Origin of the sequence: Coleofasciculus sp. F4-SAH-05, assembly GCF_040222985.1 — a bacterium.
GTDB lineage: Bacteria > Cyanobacteriota > Cyanobacteriia > Cyanobacteriales > Coleofasciculaceae > Coleofasciculus > Coleofasciculus chthonoplastes.
This window is the reverse complement of sequence record NZ_JAVKBY010000237.1, coordinates 59,993-75,746: the sequence shown is the minus strand read 5'-3', so window position 1 is coordinate 75,746 and position 15,754 is coordinate 59,993. Positions and strand designations below refer to the sequence as shown.

Genomic DNA, 15,754 nt, shown 5'->3' with positions numbered 1-15,754 from the left:
GACATGAGGGCGTTGAGCGATGATATCCGAACTGATACGCAAGTTATCAATCTCAGGGATGTTGAATCCCATCGATTGATCGCCTATTCATCCCAACGCCAACCTAAGTTGTTACTGAGCCTGTCGAAGTACAGGTATGGCGTTGGGCTTCCGGCTTTAGCTTATCCGGCTAAAAAAAATCGGGTAAGTGCTCAATCGTACTATACCCTCTCTTTTTTGCCCTGCCACCATATCTATCTAGAGTGGTGGGCTAATATGGCTTTGGCTTAGTTGTTGTCGTTGTCAGAGGGAAAGAAAGATGTAAACCCACTGAATTGACGGTTGCGCTTGAACATGAAGCCGAGACCTAAGGAACCTAACACCAGCAAGCCACCCATGGTTCCGGGTTCGGGTACATCTTTTATGTAGTTCTGTCCAATCAATGAAATTTCGGCTGAACTACCCGGACCGGCTTGAAGCAGGATGTCTTTGACAATCCGTACTTTACCGACTGGGTAGAGTAGGTCAAAGTCTCCGGCTTCCAATGCAGGATCTTCTAAGTCTGTACCTGCGCCTGAATTGGTCACCTTGAGCTGTCCAATGATATCGCCATTCATATCAAAGGCTGTCTCTGTTACACTAGCTCGCGCTAATCCCTCAAATGCTCCGTTAAAGGCAAGCTCAATATTGGTGATTGGGCTTCCATTCTTAGCCATTACATCAAAGCCGATGAGGGCATCTAAGAAAGCAACTCCTGAGCTTCCTAGATTGGTGGCGGAGAAGGGTCCTTGGATTTCCAGGTCAAAGGCTGTACTGTTGTCATTTATCTTAATTTCGTCGCAACTGTTGGGAACCAGAAGCTGTGTACCTAGACTGGATGTTCCCAAGCTGCAAGTAAAGTTGCTGTAGGTGAAATGCTCGCTCATGAAGGTGCCGTCACCTGCCAAAATTTCTCCCAAAGTGATTGCCTGAGCGGGAGCGGCGAGAGTTCCAACTACTGTGGCGCCTGTAGCGGCTGCGGCGATTGCCCATTTGTTCATCATATCTGAAGCTCCTTGAGTAATAACCAGGTCTAGTGTGTATCTTCGGCTTTAGCTTTTTTCTCTGCCTAAGCTAACTTCATACTACTCAAGCTTTCTGAAAGTATCCATAAAGTTATTATGAACTTTCTATAAAGTTTTCATGAAGTTGTCTTCAATAAGGCAAACCTCCTACTTTCGGGTGATTTTTCGGGATTTAGATTACAAAAAAAGTGTGATTTCCGTCATTGAATCATTAAAGTAACTGACAAAAAGGGATGCTTAGCAAATAAAATAAAGTTTTGTCAAGATCAATTGAAGATGATTAAGCGCAAGTTTAGAAGCGCTATCTTTTGCCCGATTCAGTAGAGGCACGATATATCGTACCCCTACGGTTTGGCATGATTACCCCTGCTTCTTTTTGCCAGAGCGAGACAGGAGCACAGAACCAGCGACTAAACCTAACCCGGCTAAGGTTGTCGGTTCAGGTACAGAAGCACTCCTAAAGACACCGGAGAAGCTAGCATCTAAACCTTCATCGGAGTCAAGTGCGGCTTCAACACCCGACTGTCTCAGTGTACTTTGGAAGGTTATCGTGCCTGTACCATTGGACAGTTGCCCATCTGCACTGGTGAAGAATCCGGAAACTCCCAAGGATATCGATGTACCCGTGAATCTCTGATTATGGTCAAACATTTCCTCAATCATAAAGTCGCCGATGCTTAACAGAGAAAATGTATTTGTTTCATCGGTGATGCTGGGATCGCCTAGGGGGAAATCTCCCAAATCTAAAAAGTTTTTGACTAAGGGGTTATCTTTCGTTGCTCCATTGCTGGGGATAAGGGAAGTAGGAATCGACTTGATACTTCCCGCATTGAAGGCAGAGAAGGTTTCCGATTGATTGCTTAACAGAAGTGCGCCGGGATCAGGTGTAAATCTTATCTCATCGGCAAACAGCGTCGCGTTGGTTACTTGGATGAAAGGAGCCGTCTCCGTTACGTTTATTCCCGGAGAAATACTGAATTCTCCAACCAAAGGGGCGGCGTTGGCTTCACTAGCGATGCTCAAAACACTAGCTGTAACCACAGGAAGCATAGCGAGGGAGGCAAAGATTGTTTTATTCATGAGAGTTCCTTGATTTTAGAAAATACCTTGTTTTTTTGTGCAAGAAGAGGAGATGTTTGGATGGGCTTTCCTGTTTTTATCTCCTTGAATTCAAGCTAACAAAATAGTACTTGTCCTGGCAATACCTTAATGTAAAGCTATTAATAACTTTCTATCAAGTTTTGATAAACTAATGTTTTTATCGTCGAAAACGTTGAATTAATGGACAAAATAAAAAAAATATGATATGTTGAAACGCTTCAGTTTTGGACAATTAGCCTGTAGAGACGTTGCCGCCAACATCTCTCCTATCAGTTAGTCAGACGATCGCGAAAATACTCCTGATACAACTGACAGCTTACCACCACGCGATCGCGAACCCAACACACTAACCCCAAACTGTGTAGCTTCACCATCTGAATTGGATCAAGTTCTACAGCATCATTTGCCTTAAGCACCTGCTGATACGCAACCGCTAAATCTGGATACTGGCGCAGCCTCCATAAGTGGTGATGCAGGTGCTTCCCATAGATTCCTGTATCCGTCGCTACAGTTTCTACCACCGATTGTAAACTCACCTGATGCTTGACCATTTCATAGAACATCAAACGCACCAAATAGGGAAACCCTCCCACTAACCGCATTAGCTGATCCAGTTCCTGGGATGATAAATAGAGTCCATAACGCTTTGCCAACTCGTAGACTTGTTCACGAGTAAACGGGGATAACTGAATCCCTAACCCCACAGTCAACAGCGATTGATAGTCATGAAACCAACAATAACCCTCAGAGGAATGAACTAACACCAAGCGCAGGTTGGAAAAGACAGGGATATCCTTGGTATCCTCTTGCCAGGAGTGTAATAATGCCAAAAAGTCTGCCGCGATCGCAGGATACTCGAAGACTTGATTCACTTCATCAATGGCTAATACCACTGGGCGATCGCTCCCAGCTAGCAAATACTCCTGGAAATAAAGCGTGCAGCTAATCAAACAGCCCATTGCTTCATCCCAATACTCATCCAGCTTCGGTTCTAATTTAAGTTGTCGTGTCACATTGACACAAAGCCAACGCAAAAATGTTGCGATCGCACTAAACACCGGACTCTCTGCCTGATGTAAACTTAATCGTACCGTCCGATAGTTCTGCTTCTGTGCATCAGCCAGAATTCTTGCCATTAACGACGTTTTTCCCATCTGCTGGGAACCCTGCAAACGCAGGATGGTGGCAGGTTGGCGGATTTGCTGACAACAGTCTGATTCTATAGGCGATCGCTCTATATAATAGATAGAATTCAACGGAACTTGTCCCTCTGGTACTTCTAAGGAAACAAACTGCCTAGGTTTCAGGAACTTAGCCGTTGCCAAACCCTTGTCACTGAACAGTCTCCGTTCGAGTACCGAGCGAAAATTCGTCTTATTAACTTTTTCCCCGCAGGCGTTTGAGAGTAAGTGCCATAACTTCGGCGCGACACCTTGCTTAATATAGTTGGCAGAATAACCATTCTCTTGAGCAATCTGGTCATAGGTTTTAGGTTCATCCTGCCATGATGCCCACAAAATCGCTTTTTGAATATAACTCAGTGAATGACCAGTCTTGGCAACCAGGAACGTATCAATACATTCCAATACCTGATCAATTGGACGATGCCCCTGTGTAATCATCGTATCTATATTTGAAATTGAAACCCCTACCGCCTTGGATTTACTTGCTAGGCGTGACATAAGTTCACAAAAATAGACCAGGATGACTCCCTCAACTTATCATTTTAGTATATTGACAAACGTATTATTGTGTGCATTGCTCCCTACTGGAAGAGGATAAATGGTGACCTACCCCTAACCAAGATATCAACTTTATATATTGACAACTAGGGAAAATTAAATAGTCTAATCAGGTTTGAACATCCAATTGAGTTTGTCAACCCTCTTACTTAAAGAGTCTGTAAAGTTGGCGGGACAGCGATTAAAGATTAGATAAAGCTTCCCCGTTCAGCCGCACAAATTTTATGTCAAATTTATATATTGTTGATAGAGATTAAATTTGGCATCATAAAAAGTATAGATGGTAGGTTGTGAAACGCCATAAAATTTATTCCTCAATTTAATGAGGATAGGCGGGAAGAGAGGTCGCTGGTATTGATCCGCATTCTTGGCTAAAGCTATTAACCACAAATCGCTTTTGATTTGAGTGATTGTTAAGGCGTCGTAGCTGGAGCGATCGCAGTGATGAACGGGCGTCTAAAAATTCAATGGATTTAACCGGAACCTTAGAGATTGTTCCTGTAAATATGGCAGATAAAAGCAAGTCTTATCCAAATAAATTTGTCTGGTAGAATTTGCGGAATCATCACCATTGTTTGCAAAATGGATTTAGATATCATGAAAATCCTTGTCGTTGAAGATAACCTAGACTTTGCCGAAGCGTTATTTGAATGTCTCACGTTTGAAGGCTATATCGTCGATGTAGTCACAAATGGTGCAGCGGCTTTAGAACGGGCAGTAATCACGGACTACGACTTGGTACTTTCTGATATCGAGCTTCCCCAACTTGATGGGATAAGCCTTTGTAAAAAATTGCGTTATCATGGCTATCATCTACCTATATACTTAATGACAGGTTTAGAACGAGATTTGCCAATAATCTCGACGAATGAAGCCAAAGCTAATGGTTATTTTTTCAAACCGTTTAGTTTTCAAGAGTTATTAGATCGGATTCAATCCCACTCTCTCTGTCGCTAAGTCAAACGTCTTCGGGGAGGGGTGGCGTTCTGTAAAGCTTATCTCGAAACTGCTGTATAAGTAGGTTGCTGGAAATAAACCCAACTCTATTAACTTCTGTAAATAGTCCTCAAACTATTACAAATGACAAATGACAAAGGACAAATGACAAATGACAAATGACAAATGACAAATGACAAATGACGCTTTAAAGAATTTAAAGTCAACCCTTAAAAACCCTTTCAATTATCATGTGCATCACAGGTTCTCTTGCTGATTTTTCTCTACCGCAAGTTTTTTGCTTACTCGAAACCGGACATCAAAGCGGTTTACTCACTCTGCATCCTGCGGGTACGGATCAAACGTCCTCAAATCAAGCGTATTATCTCTGGGTGTATCGGGGACAGCTTGTCGGAATGGCAAATTTGTTAGATCGTCAAGGTTTAGTCTCCTTAATTGCCCAACGGCGCTGGCTAAAGGATACTTGTCCATCCAGTCTCTTTGCTAAACTGACGAGATTATGTCCCAAGCATCAACCTTTGGGTTCTTATCTGAAAAAACAGGGTATTTTAACTAACCAACAACTCAAGTGGCTATTCCAAGTTCAAGTTCTCCAGCCTTTGTGTGATGCATTTCAACTTAAAGCAGGTCACTTTAGGTTTGATCATAATGTACCGCTACCGACAATAGAAATGACGGGTTTGAGTATATCGGCGACATTCGCCACGTTGATGGGACTTAGAAATTTGCCAAGTTGGGATGCTTTGGCGGATCACTTACCTGATCCGGATATGGGTTTAGCCAGTTTAGGGACAGATCAGTCTGAGTTTCCGTTAAATGACCTAGAGTGGCAAGTTTGGACATATACGGATTGCATGGTGTCTCTCAAATCTATCGCCCAATACCTACAACTTCCCCTGAAAATAATACAGCAGATTGCTTTTCGCTTAATTGCGATTGGTTTGGCGCAAGAGATTTCTCTAGCGGTAGACGATAACTTTACCCCAACTATCGAGTCTCAATCATCAGGGTTGCACCAAGACTCCTATCGGGAAGTCGTTAGTTATTCGTTTCTGCAACATTTACTAGGATTTTTAGTTCCTAAAGCGTCTTAGGGTAATTTCTTCTTCCCCTGCTTCCCCTGCTTCCCCTGCTTCCCCTGCTCCCTCTGCTCCTCTTAACCGAGCAGTATTGACCCTACATCACTTTAAAGCTGACGCCGACGACGCGATCGATAAGAGGCGCGAACCCGCCGAATCAGTGTCAATCCTAGGAAATAACTAAAAATTCCACCAACCATCCCCACCGTAAAGCAGCCGACAAATAGCGTCCAGATAATCTCAGATCCCAACGTCTTGAACTCCTGCCAAGATCCGAGGCTAATATCAGTTAAGCTATTTTTCTGGAGTAGCCATTTTCCCAGGTGGAAGTTAAATGCATAAATCGGCACATAAGTCAATGGATTACTCACCCAAGTACCAGCCACCGCGATAATTTTATTGCCGCGAAAGATCAGCGCTAGACATATCCCTAAAATAGTTTGTAGCCCAAATAGGGGAAACAGTCCTGCAAACACACCACAGGCTAATCCGCGTGCGATCGCCTCTGGGGGTCCAGAGAGACGAAGTAAGCGCCAGTAATAGTATTGTAAGCGCCGTCGGAAACTAGATCCGACTTTGGGATTGCGATCAGGGGAAGGGCGAATGGGTGTAGAGTTTACCTCCAATGATGAACGTTGGGGACGAGTTTGCAGGGAATTCCTCGACATATAGGCTAGAGAATCTACAGTTACAGCAAGGGCGGGACAGGATATACACTCATCCTAACCGACCCGTGCGATCGCGATCGAGTTCCATCTTCATCATTTAGATCAGATCGTAATCGGTGAATCCACATAAATCGTCGGTTCATTCATCTTAAAGTTAATTCCATAAGCGAGTAACTGCTTGGAAATTTTTTCATTAGCGAGTTCCAAGAGACGCTTCCGCAATTGAATTGAATTTTCACTTGAGCCGAGAATAAAAAACGTTACCCTCGCCCGGGTGGTTTGGTCTTCTAGGGAGGGAATTAAGGTAATACTTGTACTTCCCGGATCAATGCCGAATAAAGAGTTTGTGCTTTCAGCAATAATTTGCTGAACTAAAGCTTTTTCTCGTTCTTCCAGAAGTTGAGAAAAATCCAAATAGAGTAATACCATCACTTTCTTCCCTCGGGTGACATTTTCGATTTCCCAATTTGCCATCGTTGAGTTGGGAACAATCAAAAGTGTGCTTTTAGCCGCTGTGCGGATTTTTGTAGACCGCAAGCCAATCGATTCAACCCGACCAAACACTCCATCCGGTAAGCGAACATACTCTCCGGGAATAAACGGACGGTCTAAATAAAGGACAATCGTCCCCAAAAGCTGCTCCAATGTCTTTTGTGCGGCAAACGCGATCGCAATACCGCCAATCCCAAAACTGGCAAGTAATCCAACTAAATTGACTTGCTGGCTTTGAGCAAATGCAACCACGGCAATAAATCCGATGATGACATTCGCTAGAGTCTCAAAAACTAGGAGCATTTCATCAACTTCTCGACCGAGTTTCCGCACTAACCCTATCCCATACACGCGCACAAACTGGCGAAATAAGCGAGAGGCTAACCAAGCCACACTCACGGTTACGGCTAAATCCATAAAGGGACGAAGGAAGTCATGCAGTCCCTGATACACCCCCAGCCAAGCCAGTGAGAATGACAGTAAAATTAACGTGCCAGCAAATTTGAAAGCTTGTTGGAGTGGGTCAATCAAATTATCATAAATTTCCTTTCCCTGCTGAAGTGAAAATCGGTGGATAATCCAGCTCACCAGAATCGGAGTGTATCGACCTGCCAAAACAGAGAGGAGAGCAAATATCAGGAAAAGAACATAGTTGGGCAGATTTAAGGAGTACACAAACAGAGAAACATCACTAATCGTGTTAGGGATATCAGTTAAGTTCATCAGCGAGTAAGGCTACTTTAGAAATCAGAATGGCTAGAGGGACACGACATATCGCATCTGTATTTTATATAATAAACTGTAATGCCTTTCATTTGAAAATTTAAACGATCTCCATACCGAATAGCGAGCGAGACGCGAATAGCGAGCGAGACGCGAATAGCGAGCGAGACGCGAATAGCGAGCGAGACGCTCGCACTACTGTTGCCTCCTGCTTTGGAGCCTCTTCCCTCCACCACAACACTTATTCAGAATGCCCTAAGGAGGTCGGCGGCAATAAACCTACCTATATTAAGTTATGTAAATGCACATCAAACCCTTACAAATGACAAATGACGCTCTCAGCCGTTAACTTTTATTGTGCCCATCTACTTACTTAGATCGTAATGGGTGAATCGACATTAATGGTTTGTTCTTCGATGTCAAAGGCAATACCATATTCCTTGAGTTGATTGGTGATATTTTGTTTAGCAATATCCAGGAGTTGACGCCGCAATTCCATCGAGAACTCACCAGAACCCAGGATAAAAAAGTTAATTTGGGCTTGAGTCATTCCCGACGCTCCATCTTGGATAATATCTTTAAACGTGACATCTGTACTGCGAGAGTCAATCCCAAAAATATCAATCGTGCTTTCTAAGATAACTTGGCGGATCAGCGATTTTTCTTGGTCGGGCATCGGACGATAGAAAATTAATGAGATAATTGAAATTACCTTCTTAGCACCCGTGAAGTTTTCGATACTGACCTGAGTTAGAGAACTATTGGGAATAACCATTAACGTTCCTTTCCCAGAGGAGCGGATTTTGGTAGACCGCAGTCCAATGGATTCGACTCTGCCAAATGTACCATCCGGTAGACCGATATAATCATCGACGACAAAGGGACGGTCAATATAAATTACAATCCCACCCAGTAGCTGTTCCAGGGTTTTTTGTGCGGCAAATGCCACCGCCAGTCCACCAATTCCCAAACTTGCCAACAAGCCAAAAATATTGATTTGATGGGTTTGGGCAAAGATAAGGATGATGGTGACAATAATCAGTAAATTGACAACCAGTTTGGAAAGGAGTAATAATTCACTATTAACCTTCCGTCCACTTTGCAGGGTAGCATTTAACAGATAGGCATCAAAAAACCGCTTGAATAACCGAGAGCCTAATAAACTCGCTGTAATCGCTAAGGCGAGACTGATGGGAAGTTCTATCAGCTTGATGAACTCTCGTCTGGCATAAGCGAGAAATATAATATCGGTCAAGGTTAGACTCAGGACTAACCCCAGTAATGCTTTTTCCGGTTGAATCACCTTAGGATAGATATCCCTGAACCGCTCCCATAGCGAACCTAGCCAGCGAAAGGCAAACAAACTGCCCGCGATCGCGAAAATCCCGGCTAGGGCGAGTAAGATGAATGTTTTCAGGAAATCGAAATCCAGTAATTCGGGTAAGGCATCCAGCATTTGGGATACTCCAATCTGTGGTCAGTCTGCTCCCAACTCCTTGACTCTGGCAGCAGTCGGAGATTTAATGGCGTTATTGCTAGGGCTAAGATAGTTATTATAGGGGATATTCCTCCCTTGCTGATGCGTCTGCTGGAGCAAAGCCTATGGAACCGCCTGAAGCTAATGAATATGTTGAAGAGATAGACCTACAGAAATATTGGCTTGTGCTGAAACGGCGCTGGTTATGGGTAGCTGGCGTTTTTGGTGTCATGGTAGCTCTAGCGATTTTAGCCATCTCTCGCCAGGTTCCGGTTTATAGAGCACACGGTACCATACTGATTAAAGAAGACCGTTCGGCTTCACTGACCGGATTGAATACTCACATGGGAGAGATTGATGCCATCTATAAAGACACTAACCCACTAACGACCCAAGCCGAAATTATTCGTTCCTATCCCATTGCTGAACAGGTAATTCAGGAGTTGGATATAAAAGATGAAGAGGAAGAGGATCAACTCCTCGATCCCCAAATCCTGAGCAAATCCCTCGATGTAGAATCGATTACAGAAACAGACATCCTAGAAATTATTTATCACTCAACCAAGCCTCAGTTAGCCAGTGCCGTGGTGAACAAGGTGATTGATGTCTACATCGCCAACGATATCCTGAACAATCGGGCGAAAACCAAAGCCGCCAGCGAGTTTATTCGGGAACAGCTACCCAAAGTTGAAGCCAATGTTCTGCAAGCAGATTTAGCCTTGCGACGATTCAAGGAAGAAAATCGCGTTGTTGATTTAGCCCAGGAAGCGATTTGGGCAGTTGAACTTATGGGTGAGTTAGACAACAAAATTGCTGACGCTCAAGCTCAGCTAGCTAAAGTGACAGCTCGTTCGCAAGCACTGAGTAACCAGTTAAACATGAATGCTCAGGAAGCGGTAGCCGTTAACTCGTTGAATCAGTCTCCCGCCGTGCAGCTGGTAATCGAGCAACTCCAGGAAATACAGCAGCAGCTTGTACTAGAGCGTCGTCGTTTCTTAGATGTCGATCCCACAATTGTCAGGTTGCAGGAAAAAGAAGCGGCGCTAAACACTCTGTTGCAAGAACGCATCACGGAAATTATTGGAAATCAGCTGCCAATTTCTACGGGTAATTTACAATTGGGAGAATCGCGACAAACCCTGCTCGAAAATTTGGTGGAGTCGGAAGTGGAGCGTTTGGGATTGGCGAACCAACTAGCTGTCCTCAAAAGTACTCAGTCGGCATACAAACAACGGTCAAATAATTTACCTAGACTAGAGCAAACCCAACGAGAATTAGAGCGGCGGGTGGAGGCGGCACAATCTACCTACGAACTGCTGTTGCAAAAATTGCAAGAAGCACGGGTGGCAGAAAACCAAAATGTGGGTAATGCGCGGATTATCTCAAAAGCAAGAGTCCCGGACAGACCTAGTGGCTCGAAGAAAAAACTTATTTTAGGCGTAGGTGGTGTAGCGGGGCTGATGTTGGGTGTCGCCCTTGCCTTTATGATTGATATGATCGATCAATCCGTGAAGACAGTTAAAGAGGCGAAGCAACTGTTCGGATATACGCTGCTGGGGGTGATTCCCACGATGGGTAAGTCGCGAAAACGCTGGTTGCCGTTCAAGGAGGCAGCACCGATAGATCCCAAACTTGTGGTTAGAGAAAAGCCCCAATCACCTATCACTCAAGCCTATCAAATGCTGCGAGCTAATCTAAAGTTTCTCAGTTCCGATAAGCCGGTTAAATCGATTGTGGTGACGAGTTCTGTACCGGAGGAAGGAAAGACTGAAGTTTGTGCCAATTTGGCAACGGCAATGGCACAGGTGGGACAGCGAGTATTGCTAGTGGATGCCGATATGCGCTATCCTTCTCAGCATCAGTTTTGGCATCTGACCAATTCGGTGGGATTAAGTAATGTGTTGGTGGGTGAAACGACGGTTCAGATGGCAGTTGAGTCAGTGATGCCAGGATTAGATGTACTGGCGGCTGGGGTGATTCCACCGAATCCAGTAGCACTTCTGGATTCTAAGCGGATGGCAGCTTTGATGGAACAGTTCTCAAAGGAGTATGATGTAGTGATTGTGGATACACCCCCATTGGCAGGAATTGCCGATGCGCCGATTTTAGGGAGTCTGGCAGATGGTATTTTATTAGTAGTGCGACCTGGAGTCGTTGATGCGGGTAATGCGAAGGCGGCGAAGGAGTTTCTGGCGCGATCAGGTCAGGAGGTTTTAGGGTTTGTGGCAAATAGGGTGATGGTTAAAAATGAGCCAGACAGTTATTTTTATTACACCAGGGAACTACACAAGGAGACGGGGGATGACAGGAAGTCAGCAGCCAGGGTTCGGATGGGATATGAGCGCGATCGCACCTAAACGCAATGCTACAGACTCAAGCTGGGTTCGTAGTAGGCACTTTAGTGCCTCAATCGCTTTAGCGCTGACGACAATCCCTAAAGTCAATGCGATCGCACCTAAATGGAATGCTACAGACTTAAGCGGGGTTCGTAGTAGGCACTTTAGTGCCATAAACTGTTCTGGGTTCCCTATTCCCTCCTCTCAGGTATGAACTTACGACAAAAGGCGGTTAAGGGTGTCGTCTGGTCAGCAATTCAGGGTTGGGGAACTCAGGCAATCGCCTTTATTGTTTTCTTTGTTCTGGCTCGTTTGCTGGAACCAGAAGCCTTTGGATTGGTAGCTTTGGCAGGTGTTTTCCTGGCTTTTATCCAGATTTTTATTGACCAAGGACTTTCCACAGCGATTGTTCAGCGCCAGGAACTGGAACCGGAGCATCTCGATAGTGCTTTTTGGACGAATCTGGGTATTAGTTTACTGCTGACGCTGTTTGGTATCGCGGCAGCTGGCTTTGTGGCTGAGTTATTTAAAGAACCCCAGTTAGCGCCAATCCTGCGCTGGTTGTCTCTCAGCTTTTTATTTATTGGTCTAAATGGTGTACAACAAGCTATATTTGAGCGTCAACTTGCCTTTAAAGCCTTAGCCATACGTTCAATGGTGGCGGTGGTAGCGGGTGGTGTGGTTGGGGTGGTGATGGCATTTTTGGACTTTGGGGTTTGGAGTCTGGTTGGTAAGCAGCTTGTGAATGGGGTGGTTGAGGTTATAGTTCTCTGGGGAGCTAGTAATTGGCGTCCGGGGTTTAAGGTTTCGATTAAACACTTCAGGGAACTGTTTTCCTTCGGGATTAACTTAGTAGGGCTCAATATACTCGGCTTCTTAAACCGTCGCTTAGACGATTTTTTAATCGGTTACTATCTAGGTCCTCTTGCACTAGGGTATTACAGCATTTCCTATAAGTTGTTGCTAATAATGACAAATCTACTAACTAGTGTTACCACCAAAGTAGCACTGCCTACATTTTCAAGGTTAAAGCAGGAACCAGAAAAATTACGACGAGCCTTTTACACTGTCACGCAGTTAACTAGTTTAATTTCCTTCCCCACATTCATGGGCATGGCAGCACTAGCATCTGAACTCATACCAGGTTTGTTTGGAGAAAAGTGGTTACCAAGCATCCCAGTCATGCAAATCTTGGCATTCATTGGCATTATTCATTCAGTTGCCTACTTCAACGGCTCTGTGATGATGTCGATGGGTAAACCATCATGGCAACTAAAGCTAAACTGTATGCATACGATAGCCAATGTAGTGCTTTTTTTCGTAGCTGTCCGCTGGGGGATTGAAGCTGTCGCAGCTGTTTATGTAATCCGCAGCTACCTGCTTACACCTGTAGACTTATTGGTGATACGCAAACTTATTAATATTAAACTAACCACTTATGTTTACCAATACATTGTTCCATTTACAGGGACGTTAGGGATGGTTGCAGCCATACTAATAGCTAAATACTTACTTGCTAATTTCATTAATCTATATACATTAATAGTTGTTTGTTCATTGCTTGGAACTGCGATGTACACATTAATAATTACATTGATTGCACCAAAATTAATACACAAAGTTATGAATTTGATTAAATTGACTTTTTCTGTGTAAATATGTAAATATATAAATTATTTAAAGTAATAAGATTAGAAAAATATTACAGACATAAAAAACATAAATTAATTAAAGATTTAAACTCGCCATGAAGCAATTTATTTTATCTTTTTTCCTCAATTTATACGCCGTGATAATGCGCTTACTGAGAACTATTAAATGTACCCCAAAACGACATTTATCGATTCTCACAATTCCTCCAGCATCCTTCGGAAATCTAGGAGATGAGGCGATGATGATTGCAATTGTAGAATATTTCAGCAGTCAAGGTGCTAACAGAGTAGGTTTCATTTCTTGGCAATCCAACGATAATTGGGAAGATTTTGACCCGGTAGATGGAAAAATAGAGATATGTCATCATCATCTCTATTTTAATTGGAAAGGTTTTTTCCAATTTATACATTTACTTAACTACTATGATCAATTTTACTGTCCTGGAGCGGATGTAATGGATGGATATTATAGTGAATATGGCAGTCTGACAAGATTAAAATATGCTTTACTCGCTGCTAAAACAGGAGCAAAAGCTGCTATTCTAGGTTTTAGCTTTAACAACAAACCAACACCTAAAGTGATTCAATCTTTTCGTGATTTACCGTCTGATGTAATTATCTGTGCCAGAGATCCTGTTTCACAGGAGCGTTTGCTCCATCACCTGCAACGACCTGTTAAACTCGTAGCAGATTTAGCATTTCTGCTTCATCCTTCTCCGGAGCCTGCAATTTTATTAGCTGTTGTGGAGTGGATTGAGAGGCAACGGGCTAGTGAGCGGATAATTATTGGTATAAATGCAAATTATATAAGTTTTCGGGATCTCGGAGAACAAGTAATCAATAATTTAGTCAAAGTCTATGTTAATAACTTGGTGAAGATGTATTCATCAAACAATAAATTAAAATTAAGCTATGTTTTTATTCCTCATTCCTTTTCTTGCAATGAACAGGAGATTAGTGATATTAACCTATCTGAAAAAATATTTAAATCTCTTCCAGAAGAAGTAAAGTATAACTGTGTCAAGGTAACACCTCCATTCAGTTCAAAAGACGTGAAATTTTTATGCGGAAAACTAGATATAGTATTAACTGGCAGAATGCATTTAGCAATTGCCTGTCTGGGACAGGGAACACCTGTAGCTTGTATTTCTTATCAAGGTAAAGTTGAAGGCTTATTCAAACATTTTGATCTTGAAGGAATGATAATTGATCCAGATCAAGCGGTTCAAGGAGTAAATCTATGCAATTTTTTCCTATCTATTATTGAAAAGCGAGAGGATATCCGCAATCATATTCAAATTAGGTTGCCAAAGATTCAGGGATTGGCATTAGAAAACTTTAAGTTTTGTAAATCAAATAATAGTAATTTATTCCAATGAATAATCTCAAAGTAATTATTTTTTCTCTTTTAGGTGATAATCCTTATACAGACTTCTTTGTTAAACATCTAACGGATAGAAACGTTCAAGTAGCAGTAGAAGAAAAGAACTTAAATTTTATTTTTTTGTCAAAGGTCATCGAAAAAGGCAAACCAGACATTCTTCACCTGCACACAATACATTATTTTTTTCTGGGTAGGAATCCAATCCATCGTTGGATTAAATTTTTGATTTTTATTGGTCAAATATGTATTTTAAAATCTATAGGGGTTAAAGTAGTATGGACAGTCCATGAATGGACAGATAGATTTAGTGCTGGCAAGCATAATATTCATTTAATCTGGGCAATAATCCTGGGTAGGCTATTTCACGCGATCATCACTCATTGCGAGACAACTAAAACTCAAATTATTAAAGCTCTGCGACTAGAAAACAAAAATAAAGTCTTCTCAGTCTACCATGGTAACTATATAGGAGCCTATAAAAATGAAATTAGTCAAGGGAAAGCACGACAAACTTTAGGCATTACTCCAGGACACCTCGTTTTCCTCCTTTTTGGTAATATCCATCGCAGTAAAGGATTTTTGCCAGCGATTAGCACCTTTAAAAGTTTACAGGAAAATCAGGTATCTTTGCTGATTGCTGGGTTCCCAGCAGAGCCTATGATAGAGGAAGAAATTCGAGAGATAATTCAGGGATGTGATAATATTTTCTTTTTTCCTAAACGGGTTCCAGATGATGAGATTCAATTTTATATGCATGCTTGTGATTGTGTCATATTTCCCTATAAAACATTTACCACTTCAGGTGCTACAATCCTAGCCATGTCATTTGGCAAAGCTTGTATTGCGCCAAACGTCGGATTTTTTGGTGATGTCTTAGATAATGCAGGAGCTTTTTTATATGACTTAACTAATAAGGATGGTTTACGACAAGCCATGCAGCAAGCGATAAACAAAAAAGATAATATATCAGATAAGGGAAAACATAATTTACAGTTAGCAGAGCAATGGAATTGGGACTATGTGGCTGAGGAAACTATTAAAATATACCACAGTTGTTTAGATTTAAATTAGTTGGGTAGCAATAAATAAAATAGGGAGTT

13 protein-coding genes are annotated in these 15,754 nt (G+C 42.6%); 7 read left to right on the top strand and 6 right to left on the bottom strand.

The annotated features are described in order from the left end of the window. Nucleotides 1-266: 266 nt before the first annotated feature. The 3 genes from RIG27_RS28885 to RIG27_RS28875 form a co-directional block, all read right to left on the bottom strand. Entirely contained in the window at nt 267-1,022 is a 756-nt protein-coding gene (locus RIG27_RS28885; protein WP_446350572.1) for a PEP-CTERM sorting domain-containing protein, read from the bottom strand. A 381-nt stretch (nt 1,023-1,403) separates the two neighbouring features. Next, on the bottom strand, nt 1,404-2,123 hold the full coding sequence (locus RIG27_RS28880; protein ID WP_446350571.1) for a PEP-CTERM sorting domain-containing protein: 720 nt from the start codon (nt 2,121-2,123) through the stop codon (nt 1,404-1,406). 290 nt (nt 2,124-2,413) lie between these two features. Next, on the bottom strand, nt 2,414-3,766 hold the full coding sequence (locus RIG27_RS28875; RefSeq protein WP_446350570.1) for an AAA-like domain-containing protein: 1,353 nt from the start codon (nt 3,764-3,766) through the stop codon (nt 2,414-2,416). Between the two features lie 530 nt (nt 3,767-4,296). Here RIG27_RS28875 and RIG27_RS28870 point away from each other — a divergent pair. The 3 genes from RIG27_RS28870 (at nt 4,297) to RIG27_RS28860 (ending at nt 5,937) form a co-directional block, all read left to right on the top strand. Beyond that, the gene (locus tag RIG27_RS28870) at nt 4,297-4,437 is read left to right on the top strand and encodes a hypothetical protein (protein ID WP_446350569.1); all 141 of its coding nucleotides are present in this window, start codon (nt 4,297-4,299) and stop codon (nt 4,435-4,437) included. 46 nt (nt 4,438-4,483) lie between these two features. After that, on the top strand, nt 4,484-4,843 hold the full coding sequence (locus RIG27_RS28865; protein ID WP_446350568.1) for a response regulator transcription factor: 360 nt from the start codon (nt 4,484-4,486) through the stop codon (nt 4,841-4,843). Between the two features lie 230 nt (nt 4,844-5,073). Then, nucleotides 5,074-5,937: a DUF4388 domain-containing protein gene (locus RIG27_RS28860; RefSeq protein ID WP_446347896.1), complete on the top strand. Its 864-nt coding sequence runs from the start codon at nt 5,074-5,076 to the stop codon at nt 5,935-5,937. Between the two features lie 92 nt (nt 5,938-6,029). On the opposite strand, the gene RIG27_RS28855 is transcribed toward RIG27_RS28860, so the two are convergent. The 3 genes from RIG27_RS28855 to RIG27_RS28845 all read right to left on the bottom strand — a co-directional run bounded on the left by RIG27_RS28855 (nt 6,030) and on the right by RIG27_RS28845 (nt 9,261). Continuing rightward, nucleotides 6,030-6,590: a DUF2062 domain-containing protein gene (locus tag RIG27_RS28855; protein ID WP_446350567.1), complete on the bottom strand. Its 561-nt coding sequence runs from the start codon at nt 6,588-6,590 to the stop codon at nt 6,030-6,032. 102 nt (nt 6,591-6,692) lie between these two features. Next, nucleotides 6,693-7,805, bottom strand: coding sequence for a mechanosensitive ion channel family protein (locus RIG27_RS28850; protein WP_446350566.1), 1,113 nt, complete (start codon nt 7,803-7,805; stop codon nt 6,693-6,695). 373 nt (nt 7,806-8,178) lie between these two features. After that, complete coding sequence (locus RIG27_RS28845) at nt 8,179-9,261, bottom strand: mechanosensitive ion channel family protein (RefSeq protein ID WP_446350565.1); 1,083 nt, start codon at nt 9,259-9,261, stop codon at nt 8,179-8,181. Between the two features lie 146 nt (nt 9,262-9,407). Between RIG27_RS28845 and RIG27_RS28840 the strand changes: the two genes are divergently transcribed. The 4 genes from RIG27_RS28840 (at nt 9,408) to RIG27_RS28825 (ending at nt 15,725) form a co-directional block, all read left to right on the top strand. Next, nucleotides 9,408-11,639: a GumC family protein gene (locus RIG27_RS28840; RefSeq protein ID WP_446350564.1), complete on the top strand. Its 2,232-nt coding sequence runs from the start codon at nt 9,408-9,410 to the stop codon at nt 11,637-11,639. A 189-nt stretch (nt 11,640-11,828) separates the two neighbouring features. Next, complete coding sequence (locus tag RIG27_RS28835) at nt 11,829-13,274, top strand: MOP flippase family protein (RefSeq protein ID WP_446350563.1); 1,446 nt, start codon at nt 11,829-11,831, stop codon at nt 13,272-13,274. Nucleotides 13,275-13,365: 91 nt separating this feature from the next. Continuing rightward, nucleotides 13,366-14,649, top strand: a complete 1,284-nt coding sequence (locus RIG27_RS28830) for a polysaccharide pyruvyl transferase family protein (RefSeq protein ID WP_446350562.1) — start codon at nt 13,366-13,368, stop codon at nt 14,647-14,649. After that, the gene (locus tag RIG27_RS28825; protein WP_446350561.1) at nt 14,646-15,725 is read left to right on the top strand and encodes a glycosyltransferase family 4 protein; all 1,080 of its coding nucleotides are present in this window, start codon (nt 14,646-14,648) and stop codon (nt 15,723-15,725) included. The genes RIG27_RS28830 and RIG27_RS28825 overlap by 4 nt, the downstream gene beginning before the upstream one ends. The last annotated feature ends 29 nt before the right edge of the window (nt 15,726-15,754 follow it).

Excerpts from the sequence above, each read along its gene's own strand:
- RIG27_RS28885 (WP_446350572.1), bottom strand. The coding sequence starts at position 1,022 with ATGATGAACAAATGGGCAATCGCCGCAGCCGCTACAGGCGCCACAGTA.
- RIG27_RS28880 (WP_446350571.1), bottom strand. The coding sequence starts at position 2,123 with ATGAATAAAACAATCTTTGCCTCCCTCGCTATGCTTCCTGTGGTTACA.
- RIG27_RS28875 (WP_446350570.1), bottom strand. The coding sequence starts at position 3,766 with ATGATTACACAGGGGCATCGTCCAATTGATCAGGTATTGGAATGTATT.
- RIG27_RS28865 (WP_446350568.1), top strand. The coding sequence starts at position 4,484 with ATGAAAATCCTTGTCGTTGAAGATAACCTAGACTTTGCCGAAGCGTTA.
- RIG27_RS28860 (WP_446347896.1), top strand. The coding sequence starts at position 5,074 with ATGTGCATCACAGGTTCTCTTGCTGATTTTTCTCTACCGCAAGTTTTT.
- RIG27_RS28855 (WP_446350567.1), bottom strand. The coding sequence starts at position 6,590 with ATGTCGAGGAATTCCCTGCAAACTCGTCCCCAACGTTCATCATTGGAG.
- RIG27_RS28850 (WP_446350566.1), bottom strand. The coding sequence starts at position 7,805 with ATGAACTTAACTGATATCCCTAACACGATTAGTGATGTTTCTCTGTTT.
- RIG27_RS28845 (WP_446350565.1), bottom strand. The coding sequence starts at position 9,261 with ATGCTGGATGCCTTACCCGAATTACTGGATTTCGATTTCCTGAAAACA.
- RIG27_RS28840 (WP_446350564.1), top strand. The coding sequence starts at position 9,408 with ATGGAACCGCCTGAAGCTAATGAATATGTTGAAGAGATAGACCTACAG.
- RIG27_RS28835 (WP_446350563.1), top strand. The coding sequence starts at position 11,829 with ATGAACTTACGACAAAAGGCGGTTAAGGGTGTCGTCTGGTCAGCAATT.
- RIG27_RS28830 (WP_446350562.1), top strand. The coding sequence starts at position 13,366 with ATGAAGCAATTTATTTTATCTTTTTTCCTCAATTTATACGCCGTGATA.
- RIG27_RS28825 (WP_446350561.1), top strand. The coding sequence starts at position 14,646 with ATGAATAATCTCAAAGTAATTATTTTTTCTCTTTTAGGTGATAATCCT.